Origin of the sequence: Pseudomonas sp. V88_4, from assembly GCF_029967985.1 — a bacterium.
Taxonomy (GTDB): Bacteria; Pseudomonadota; Gammaproteobacteria; order Pseudomonadales; family Pseudomonadaceae; genus Aquipseudomonas; species Aquipseudomonas glycinae.
This window is the reverse complement of the sequence record NZ_JASCAF010000034.1, coordinates 338,767-349,325: the sequence shown is the minus strand read 5'-3', so window position 1 is coordinate 349,325 and position 10,559 is coordinate 338,767. Positions and strand designations below refer to the sequence as shown.

The 10,559-nt window shown below is 59.5% G+C and carries 7 protein-coding genes; all 7 read right to left on the bottom strand.

Annotated elements, in window-relative coordinates:
• Positions 1 to 9 precede the first annotated feature (9 nt).
• A complete protein-coding gene (locus QLG12_RS13160; protein ID WP_282474657.1) occupies positions 10 to 759 on the bottom strand; it encodes a molecular chaperone in 750 nt (249 codons plus the stop codon).
• A 72-nt stretch (positions 760 to 831) separates the two neighbouring features.
• Positions 832 to 1,419 (bottom strand): fimbrial protein, encoded by a 588-nt coding sequence (locus QLG12_RS13155; protein ID WP_282474656.1) that lies wholly within the window; start codon positions 1,417 to 1,419, stop codon positions 832 to 834.
• 107 nt (positions 1,420 to 1,526) lie between these two features.
• Complete coding sequence (locus QLG12_RS13150) at positions 1,527 to 2,174, bottom strand: response regulator (protein ID WP_236189202.1); 648 nt, start codon at positions 2,172 to 2,174, stop codon at positions 1,527 to 1,529.
• Positions 2,175 to 2,195: 21 nt separating this feature from the next.
• Positions 2,196 to 5,363, bottom strand: a complete 3,168-nt coding sequence (locus tag QLG12_RS13145) for a hybrid sensor histidine kinase/response regulator (RefSeq protein ID WP_282474655.1) — start codon at positions 5,361 to 5,363, stop codon at positions 2,196 to 2,198.
• A gap of 86 nt (positions 5,364 to 5,449) precedes the next feature.
• Positions 5,450 to 6,637: an EAL domain-containing response regulator gene (locus tag QLG12_RS13140; protein ID WP_282474654.1), complete on the bottom strand. Its 1,188-nt coding sequence runs from the start codon at positions 6,635 to 6,637 to the stop codon at positions 5,450 to 5,452.
• Positions 6,624 to 9,437 carry an ATP-binding protein gene (locus QLG12_RS13135; protein ID WP_282474653.1) on the bottom strand — a complete coding sequence of 938 codons (2,814 nt, stop codon included), beginning with the start codon at positions 9,435 to 9,437 and terminating at the stop codon, positions 6,624 to 6,626. The genes QLG12_RS13140 and QLG12_RS13135 overlap by 14 nt, the downstream gene beginning before the upstream one ends.
• Positions 9,438 to 9,491: 54 nt before the next feature.
• Positions 9,492 to 10,463 carry a fimbrial protein gene (locus tag QLG12_RS13130; RefSeq protein ID WP_282474652.1) on the bottom strand — a complete coding sequence of 324 codons (972 nt, stop codon included), beginning with the start codon at positions 10,461 to 10,463 and terminating at the stop codon, positions 9,492 to 9,494.
• Positions 10,464 to 10,559: the final 96 nt, after the last annotated feature.

The window sequence follows — 10,559 nt, the reverse complement described above, 5'->3', positions numbered from 1 at the left end:
GCACTCAAGTTATGGGGATTCTTTATCCAAACTGGCTCGGGTTTCGGCGCTGCTGGACAGTTGCGCGGCATAACGGTCTTGTGCGCCATAGTCATTGATGCTGCTGAATGACAGGCGTGCGTTATTGGTGTGCTTAAGTTGTTTGAGATTGAACTCTTTTTGTTCGCCGGGAGCGATCATCATTGAATCAAAGGGATGTTCGCTGAGTGCACCCGATTGCAGCGTTATATCGGCAATCGATACGTGGTACTGGCCGGGGTTGTTCACCAACAGCAGGTTTTCGCCGGCGCGCTCTGTCAAGCGCCAGGTCAGTTCGCTCGGTGCCAGGTAGGCGTTGTTTTTCAGCCCCGCCGGACGAAAGAACACCTTGATACGCTGGCGCACAGCGAGCTGCAAAGTGTTCTTGGTTTTCGTAGCCTGGGGAATTTCCTGCACGTTGAGCCACACCACCGATTCGCGGTCGGTCGGCATGCCCGTGCCTTCGTAGATCACCCGCAATATCTGCTGTTCGTCCCCGCTGACGCGCACCAGTGGCGGCGTGACGGCGAACGGTACAGCGGCGGTTTCGCTGGCATCGGTATCGATCCAGGACTGGATCAATACATCTTCACCGCTGTTGCGCACGGTGATCCCGGCTTCTTTGTGCTGGCCGTCGAAGACCAGGCGGGTGCTGCTCAATGAAATGCCGGCCTGGACCTGATCAACCATGAGCAGGCCCAGAAGGCCTGCGCAAAAGGACAATGAGTGACGATAAGACATGAGGGTTACCGCGCTATTGAATGAGAGTGCAGGGCCGCTTGGCCCCGCACCAGGCTTGGATGTTCGCGCGGGTTATTCGTATTGCAGCGTGAACGGCAGGGTGGCGTCGCCGCGACCGGCAACGGCGGTTGCCACATCGGCGGTGGTCACGTAGGCGGCCGAGAATTTCAGCGTGGTGTTGCTGTCTTGCAGGGTGTTTTCGATTTTTGCCGTAGTTGGCGAACTCAGGTCGATCAACGCACCGTTGGCATCGAGCAAGGCGATACCGATGTTCTTGGCGGCGCCCAGGCCGTCGATCAGCTTCAGCACTTTGGTACCGGCAACGATGCCCGAACCTGCACCCTTGGTCGGTTCGAAGATCATCGCGACCTTGGTGCCGGCGTTGCAGTTGATCTTCATGTCGAAGTTCTCGACGCTCAGGGTGCCATTGCCTTTCGGCGCAGTGGCTGTGCCCATGTCCTTGATCGACACTTCGCCCATGTCGACGGAAATGGTTTTGTTCTTCCCGGCGCCTTCAACGGAGCAGGCATCGTTGTTGATGGTGCCGGTGAAGTTGATGGTGCCGCTGCCTGCCTTGGTGGGGGTGACCTCGGCTGCCAGGGCAATACCGGCAGTAGCGAACAGCGAAAGAGCCAGAAGTGTGTGAGGCAGTTTTTTCATGTTGTTTACCTTGGTTGGGTGAAAACAACACGATAAGTTGCGGGCCCTTGGTGGAACATCAGACGATTCCTAGAAGTGGCCAGGTCGAATATTGGTTGTATGTAAAGTTAGTTGAACAAGTTGCGCTTCAGGCAGTAAGTCAATAAGTCCTGGTCGCTGGTGACTTCAAGTTTGCGCATCGCTGATATTTTCTGAGTGCTGATGGTTTTTGCACTTCTATTCAAACCTCGCGCAATTTCGTTGACGCCTTGTCCCGAGACAAACAGACGCAGGATTTCGTGTTCCTTGGGGGACAGGCGGGTAAATTTCTCGTCCAGGTCCGCACCGTCGTCCATCACGGATGTGGGTGGAGGCCCGAAGCTGGGAACCGGATTGCCCCGGGCAATGGCCTTGAGCGCCGTTTCGATTTCGTTATGCAGCCGGTTTTTCTGAATGATCGCCAGCACCCCCAGCTCTTGCAGGCGCGTCAGGATCAACGGATTAGAAATCATGGTGAGCACCAGAATCCGTACGGTGGGGAAATGCCGGGTCAGGTACTCCACCAGTTTCAGGCCGTCACCGTAGGGCGAGTCCCCGGGCATGTTGAAGTCCGTAATGAGCAGGTCAACCGGCCTGGACTCCAGGAGTTTGATCAGTTCGTCCGGGCAAACGGCTTCGCCTACGACACGGAAACGCTTGTCCCGTTCGATCAGTTCCCGCACCCCCAGCAGGACGATAGGGTGGTCATCAGCAATGACAACGTTGAGGGTATCCATGGGTAATCATCCAGAGTGAAATTATTCAAGGGTTTCCAGTAAATCAGTCAGCCGGGCCAGGTTCTGGCGGACCTCCAGGTCCAGGGTGCGGGTCACGGCCATGCCGTTCAAACGACACTCAAGCTCGACAAACGTTGTAGCCAGGGCTTCGACCTGCACGGCACCCAGCGCACCTGCCATGCTGTGCAGTTGCTGGGCTACGCGATTGGCGTCGGCGCTGTCCAGTGCTGCCAGGGTGGTGTGTATGTCCTGGCGCAGGGTCGTGACAAACAGTTCGCGCATTTTCGGCGACAGCTGTATCGGCGCGGCGCTGGCTGCCGGTAGGGCGATCTTGCAATGTTTCTCCAGGTGCGCGCGCAAGGTGGCGAGGTTCAGTGGCTTGACCATCCAGGCGTTCATGCCTACGGCGGCGCAGTGTTCGCCTTCTTCGCGCAAGGCGTTGGCGGTGACGCCAATAATCGGCAACGTCTGATCCTGTTGCCGCAATGCCGTGGCCAATTGATAGCCATTCATGACCGGCATGTTCACGTCGGTCAGGACCAGATCGAAGCGACCGGGCGACCACTGCGCCAGCGCCTGTTCGCCGTTGGCTGTGACGACGACAGAACAGCCCAGCACCTCCAGTTGCTCCTTGATGATCGCCGAGTTGATCACGTTGTCCTCGGCCACCAGCACTTGCAGATTCAGGCGCCGGGTCTTTTCGGGTGGCAAAGGCTGATTGTCAGTATCGGCGCCGTGCAGGGTCTGGTAGATCGCCCGGGCAATCGCGCGAACATCGTGTGCATCGACCTCCCGGTCGACACCGCGCAACTGTGACGGATTGGGGCCATCGGGGGTGGCGATGATTCTTGGACCGGGCCAGGGCAGGGTGTCGGCGAGTGGTGCAAGCTCTATCAGCAGCGCCGAAGACGCGGGTGTATTGGCTGTCAGCGGTCGGCTGTCGAGGCCGAAACGGTTGAGCCAGGCAATCAGGTGGTGTGCCAGCTCAGTGACCTGGGCACGTACATAAACGACGGGAATGCCGGGGCTGAAGGCAGGGCAATCGGTCAATTCGCCGGGTGCGTGTTCCAGTGCGATTTGCAGGTTAAAGCTGCTGCCGAGTCCCGGTTCACTGACCACGTTCAACTGGCCCTCCATCAACTCGCACAGCCATTTGCAAATGGCCAGACCAAGACCGGCGCCGGCCTGTTCGGTGGCGTCGTTGACCTGATAGAAAGGGTCGAACAATTGCTGTTGTTGCGCTCTGGAAATGCCCACCCCCGAATCGCTGACCTGCCACTGCACGTTGACGCGGCTGTCGACACTTTCCAGCACCCGTACCCGCAACACTACGCGGCCGTTATCGGTGAACTTGATCGCGTTGCTCAGCAGGTTGTTGAGGATCTGGCGAATCCGCAACGGATCGCCGCGCAAACGATCCGGCAGCGTCGCGTCGATGCACGCATAGAGTTGCAGGCCTTTGGAGCGGGCGAAGGCGCTGTAGGTGCGCACAGTGTCCTCGGTCAGTTCCAGCGGGCAGAAATTCTGAGGTTCGAGGGTCATCTGCCCGGCTTCGATCTTCGACACATCCAGCACATTGCTGATCAGTTGGAACAAGGTCGTGGAGGATCGCTGGATGGTATCCAGGTAATCCTGCTGGCGCGGGGCAAGCGACGTCAGGCCGAGCAATTCCAGGGTGCCCAGCACGCCATACAGCGGGGTGCGAATCTCATGGCTCATGGTGGCGAGGAACCGACTTTTGGCCTGATTCGCCGAGTCGGCGGCCCGGCGCGCATCGTCCAGCGCTGCCGCGTCTTCGACATGTCGAGTCACGTCATGCAACGCACACAGCCAGGCATCCTGGCCCTGATAGCGGGTGGGCACGAAGGCGACATGCAGGTGACGCCCATTGATTTCAAGATCCGCATGCCCCGCCTCGGTATGCGACGTGAGCAGACTCATCAAACGGCTGCTGTCGTGCCATTGCCGGGCGCGCTGGTTTTCCAGCAGCACGCGATGATCACCGCGACGGATCACGCACAGACCGGTCGGCGCCGTGTCGATCACGGCACGGCTGAACGCCTCGCTCTCGGCGATGCTGGCGTGCGCGCTTTGCGCGGGCAGAATGACCCGGGTCCGGTACCAGCGATTGACCGCCCGACTGCAACCGAGCACCGCCAGCACCAGCGCGAGCAGGCACAGCAGTGGCCACAGCGCGTAATCGAGGAAACTTTGCACACTGATGACGTAGATCCCCGTCCAGTGTTGTTCGCCGGGGCTGCTCAGTTTGAAGACCATACCGTCGCGAGTGAAATTCACCCCTTCAGCCAGCACCTGGCCGGGCTTCAGGGCGCCGGTCAGTACCACACCGCCCGGGGTGATCAAGGTGAAGTCGTCGTAGATCGACCACTGCATCAAGCGTTCAATGTTGTTGACCTGGGACAGGTTCAGCAGCGAGCCCAGCACGACCCAGGTGTCGGCACCCGTGACGTTCAGCGCGGTGCTGGCCAGGTTGATGTTCACGTAGGCCAGCAAGGTCGGGGCGCTCTTGTCGTCCTCGGTGGAGACATAGGGTTCCCAGTGCACTTGAATATCGGGCAGGGGCGAGCCTTGCCCGTGCATGCGGTTGTTCAAGCGGGTCATCACTTCGACCAGATGGCCCAGTTGCGTCTTATGCGCTCCGCGCAATCTCCCGGTGGCTGGCACGGCCACATCAAAGTTGTCGGGGCCGTTGATCAGAATGACCTGCGGTGACTGATAGTGCGACGCTGACCAGAAAGCGCTGTAGTAGGCGGCCAGATGGGTGCCCAGTGCGAAGACTTTGGAGTATTGATCGGGGGTAATCCTGTCCGGATTGATCTGCAGGCTGTAGGGCAGCGAAAACGGCAGGCCGCGACCCTCGTAGATGTTCGGACCTTCCTCCGGCAGGGGCTTCTGTATGTAGGGTGGTAACGAAGACGTGGGTAGCCGCTCGTCCCTGGCACTTTCCCGGGCTATATCCTGCAGAAATACTTCCTGTTCACGGACGTTTTCCATCAGCCGGGCAAAGTGAAACTGCAAGGTATCGCGCTGTTCTTCGATGATGCGCATCGCCCCCAGGTAGCTGATGCCCAGCAACAGCAGAACCAGAGCGCCGAGCACCAGTAGCGACTTGTTCAAACGTGACGAGCTGCTGGCCAGTTTCTCCAGGAAGGTGTTGGGACGTGGCATTACAACGCCTGGCCAGCAATGAAGGAAGAAACTTTGGACACAGTGACCTCGATGGCAAATAACGATCGTCAACCGCTTCTTGCAGGTCAATAAGCATTCGCTGGCCCGTCCTGGGTCAGCAAGTGCTGGAACTGATCCGCAGACACGGCGTGGGAGATCAGGAAACCCTGGACCTGAGTGCAGTCGATTTTACGCAGCAGAGCAAGTTCCTGCGCGGTTTCCACGCCTTCGGCCACCACCGTCAGACCCAGTTGTCGCCCCAGGCGGACAATGCTGGTAAGGGCCTGGGCCAGTTCCTCGTTGGCGTTACAGCCTTGTACCAGTGTGCGGTCGATCTTCAGTTCGGTGAAGGGGGCTGACACCAGGTTCATGTAGGAGCTGTAACCTTTGCCGAAATCATCCTGAGACAGGTCAAACCCTTTGATCCGCAAGCGACAGGCACCGGCGTAGAAGTTACTGATGTCATCGGGCACCGAGCATTCCATCAATTCGAAGCAGATCCGTGCAGGCAGGCCTTGATGGGCCAGCACGAACGCGAGGATGCGGTCTGGCAGGTCGTGGCTGTTGAGCAGGTGCGTGGGCAGGTTGATCGAGACCGGAATGTCGTAGCCCTGCTGGCACCAGACGACTTGTGCGGCAATCGCCTGTTTCAGCACCTGCCACAGTAGTGGCTCTTCAAGGCCGTAGGCGACCAGCGCCGGCAGGAAAGCGCCGGGCAACAGCGTGCCATGCTCGGGATGTACCCAGCGCACCAGTGCTTCGGCGGCAACGATCCGGCCATTGTTCAGGGCTTTCTTGGGCTGGAACCAGGCTTGCAGTTCGCCGTTTTCGAGGGCGTTCAAGAGACTCTGGCGGTCGATGCCGGGGTGCGTCTCGGCCGGCACGGTCTGGCGCCAGACCTGCAACTGGTCGATCAGGCAGCGCAGGGCCGCAGAGTTTACCGGTTTGGAAATCAGCCCGATGACTTTCACCTGCAGATTGCTTGCCACCAGGCTGGCGCCCATCAGCATGCGCCGAGAGGCGGCACTCATGATTGCCAGTGCGGGGCGCGAGCGTTGAGCGGCAAGCCCCTGGATAAATTGCACGCCGTCCATGCCGGGCATCAGCAGGTCGGTGAGCACCAGGTCGAAGTCGCGTTGTTTGAGTAGGTTCAGTGCTTCTTCACCATCTCGGGCGTACGCCAGATCGAATTGACCCAACTCGTTGAACAGGTTCTGCAAATACAGATGCTGGAAGGGATGGTCTTCGACAATCAGAATGCTACAAGGCTTCATGAGTGACTCGTTCGTAGGGAGCCAGGACAGCGAACAAGGCTCGTAGCGTAAAAGGTTTGACCAGGCAGTGATTCATGCCTGCGGCCAGGCACAGGGCATCTTCACCGCGCAGGGCGTTGGCGGTGGCGCCGATGATCGGGGTGGTGCAACCCAGGCGCCGCAGCGCTTTTGTCAGTTCGTAGCCGTTGAGCCCGGGCATGTTGACGTCGGTCAGGACGACATCGAACGTGTCGTCGTGCCAGTGTGACAACGCTTCCTCGCCATTGCTGGCCAGTGTCACCGTGCAGCCAAGCTCTTCGAGCTGATCGCGCAGGATCAGTTGATTGATGACGTTGTCCTCTGCCACCAGGATGTGCAGGTGCAGCGATCGAAATGCATTGGGTTCTCGTTGTTCCGGGTAATGCGCGGTCTGGCCGCCCTGAGCCTGGCGTACCGCCCGTTGGATCGCGGTCAGGTCGTTCAGATTGACCCTCCAGCCGTCACCGCTGAACTGAGGTTCGTGGGCGCCGTCGCTGCAGGCCAGGACCCGCGGACCTCGCCATGACAGGCTCGGGCGTTGCCCGCAGGGTGCGGGATACAACTCAAGTAGCACCGTCGTCGCGCCAGGCTCCAGGCAGTCAGGGGCTCCGATATGCGGGCGGGCACCCCAGCGGCGCAACCAGCCGCTGATACTGTCGGCCAGTTCGCGCACAGGCGAGACCACATACACGATGTTCGCAGCCAATGCTGGCATGACGACCGGGGATGCGTTGCACGAAGGTTGCTCCAAGGGCACGCTCAGGGAAAAACTGCTGCCCAGTCCGGGCTCGCTGACCATGCGCAGGGTGCCATTCATCAAGTGCGTCAGACGCAGGCAGATCGGCAGGCCCAGACCGGTGCCGGCCACCACGTTGGTATTGCCTTCGGTCTGGTAGAACGGATCGAAAATGAATGCCTGATCGTCATGCGAGATGCCTTTGCCGGTGTCCGAGACTTGCCATTGCATGCATACACGCTCGCCTTCACGGCTGATCAGTTTGACCCGAAGCACCACGCGCCCGGAGTCGGTGAACTTGACGGCATTGCTCAGCAGATTGTTGAGGATCTGCCTCAAGCGGCTGGCATCGCCCTTCAAGGTGTCCGGCAGTTGCGGGTCGAGGCAGGCGTAGAGTTGCAAGCCTTTGCTCTGCGCCGCTGCCGCATAACCGTGCACGACTTCCTGCACCAGATCCGTTGGGCAAAACTCGCTCAGCTCAAGAGCGAGTTGCCCGGCCTCGATCTTTGATACATCCAGCACATCGCAAATCAGCTGGAGCAAGGTGGCCGACGAACCTTCGATGGCGCGCAGGTAGCTTTTCTGCTGGGTATCCAGTTGTGTTCGTGCGAGCAACTCCAGGGTGCCCAGTACACCGTAGAGCGGGGTGCGGATTTCGTGGCTCATGGTGGCGAGAAACAAGGTCTTGGCTTCGTTGGCGGCATCGGCCGATTGGCGGGCCTGCTCCAGCGCCGCTTCGATTTGCCGACGTGCACTGATGTCGCTGAACGCGCACAGCAACACATCTTCGCCCCTGTAGCGGGTAGGCGCGCAGCTCAGATAAAGGTGACGGCCATCGGCGGTCTCGAAATAGTCCGTCAGGCTGGGGCCGGTCGTGTCGAAGGCGTCACGGATCCAGCCGGCACCCAGTTGCTCGCCACATTCGCCCAGCCATTGTCGGGCGAGGGTGTTTTCCAGCACCACTTCGCCATCGGTGCGCCGCAGCACGCAAAGCGCCACGGGAGCGGTCTGAATGACGTCACGGCTGAACAGTTCGCTTTCCACCAAAGCCTGGATGCGGTGGATCGCCGGCGTAATGAAACGATGTTCCAGACGTCGGACCAACAGGCACACCAGGCTGATACTCAACAGGCAGAACAGCAGCGCGCCGAGCATCTGCGGCCACAGCGTCGACAGCACTGCACGCAAGTCGATGGAGTAGGTGAGTTGCCAGTCCGAGGATTTCAATTGCTTGCGCAACACCAGTTGCCCCGACAGCCAGCCGTCGCCGACAAAGCCGAAGAAATCCTGTTGCCGCAGCAGCGGCAGATGCTGTCCGGGGGGCGGTTTGCTGCTGTTGCTGAAGAGTGGCATGCCCTGGGAATTGAACATGGTGAACTCGCCGGCGCTGTGATCGCTCAAGGCACTGGACACTTCGCGGTCGTCCATTTCCAGGCCGAGCCAGCCGGAGTGGATGTCGCGTTCGTCCAGGCGAATGAAGATATACAACTGCGAATGCCCGTCTGCTGCGTGGGTCAGCCAAAGCTCCTGAAGGGCACTGGTGTTGTGGTGCTTGAGGGATTCCAGCTGCTTGAGCATGGCCCGGGGGAAGTCGCGGATCTGCGGGGTCGCGTTGTACAGCCGTGAAGCCTGGGCGTCGATGCCGCTGCTGACGTAGATCAGATTGAGCTGTTTGGCCTTCAGGTAATCGCGCATGCGCTGGGTCAGCCAGATGCTCCATTGCTGGCCGGGCGTTTGTCCCAGCAGCAGACGGATCTCTTCATCGGACACCGGCACATTGATTTCGGTTTTGCGTGTGGCCGACAGGCTCAGGCTTTCCAGCAGTGCTTCGCGGGTGGTGAAAAAGGTATGGGCTTCGGCGATCGCGCTGCTCATGTAGCTGCGACGCTGGGAGATTTCGTTGTTGAAGGTAAACAGCAGAAAGCTGTAAACGCCGCCCAGTATGCCCACCAGCAGCACCAGGGCGAACATGCGCAACAGGCGCCGAGCGGCATCGGGCGAGGACAGGATCGGGCTGATCTGATGGAGGTAGTTCTTTAATCTCATCCCGGCACTGTAGGGGTGGCCAGATGTCGGGAAAATCAGACGATCCTTAGATGATTACAGGTAGTTCACGATGAAGGTGACCTCGGTGTTGGCACTGCCGGCCTTGAGCTCATCCGTTCCCAGGCGGTAATACGAGGCCGACAAAGGAATCTTGAAGTCGGTGCCGGTGGTGGTGAAAGCGTCGAACGGGTAGGTGGTGTCGAGAGCCATGGGCTGCCCGGCGTCATTCATCAATTGCAGGCCGATGCCCTTGGCGGTGGAGCTTTCATTGAGCGCGACAATACCTTTTGTCGCGTCGATGACCGGGGTGTTCGCCTTGAGCGAGTAAGTCACCTTCTTGATGCCGGTCTGACACTGGTTCAAGCCAATGTTGAAACGCACCGTGCGGGGTTTCGCGCCAGCCTCGCGAAAATCCAGGAGTTGATAGTCGTCACCCATGGCAACCGGCACGGACGGCGTCTGACAGGAGGCTGCATTCAATACGATCGGGTTGGTCAGGTTGAATCGTTTCAGGATCAGATCATCGTCTTGCAGGGTGCCCAGGGTGCCCGCATCGATTCTGACCTGCGAAGCCAGTTCGCCGGACTTGACGATTTCCAGCCGCACGTTGCCGGCACCGATGCCGTAGGCATTGTTCGGCGGGATCGATTGCAAAGACGATTCGTAGCGAGTCAGCACATCCATCCAGATGCGAAATGACAGCCCGGTCTTGCCCAGCGGGAAGGTCGATACCGACGAGCCGATGATGCTGCCAAACCTTGGTTCGAGGAATACGCCATATTGCGACGCCAGAGTGCACTTCCAGCTATGGCCGGTCCCTGACACGGTGTCTTGATAGACCACGGTGCCATTGGGCGTGTCAGCAGGGATCGTCAGGCTGCCATTGGCCAGACTGGCGCCGAAGTTGAGGGTCTGGGGCTTGGAGTCGATGGCTGTGCAACTGCCGGCCATGGCGTGCGATGTGCAGACCAGCAAGCTCGCCGCGATAAAAGGGAGCAGGGGGCGCTGAAGGGGTGAACGCTTCATGAGGAGGACTATACGTGTCGGCCAGTGAGCGCCGTAAGTTAGACACGCCGCATGCCGATGCACATCAGGCGATTCCTAGAACACGCGTTTCTCCCT